The sequence below is a fragment of the Brevibacterium sp. SIMBA_078 genome (genome assembly GCF_046534565.1).
In the GTDB taxonomy this organism is placed as follows: domain Bacteria; phylum Actinomycetota; class Actinomycetes; order Actinomycetales; family Brevibacteriaceae; genus Brevibacterium.
Window position 1 is genome coordinate 1 of the sequence record NZ_JAWRYQ010000653.1, and the last position, 231, is coordinate 231.

1 pseudogene is annotated in these 231 nt (G+C 42.0%); it reads right to left on the reverse strand.

Annotation, left to right across the window (positions count from 1 at the left end):
• Window positions 1–231 (reverse strand): annotated as a pseudogene (locus SB749_RS21115) (hypothetical protein); the annotation flags it as partial.

Below are 231 nucleotides of genomic sequence, written 5' to 3' on the forward strand. Positions count from 1 at the left end.
CTCATCACGACTAACCAACTTAATACACGGTACTTAGACATATTTATAAAAGGTTGTACAGAGCGATTGGGCTTAGCCACAGTGACTGATCCAATAATATTACCATTATCGATTATGGGCGCAGCAACATGCATGACACTTGAAAGTGGGTCATCTTGAGCAGTTGCGGTTGAGCGAGCACCGTACTCTCCCCGTAATGTGAGATAAACATCATTCCATTGTGAAAAATCT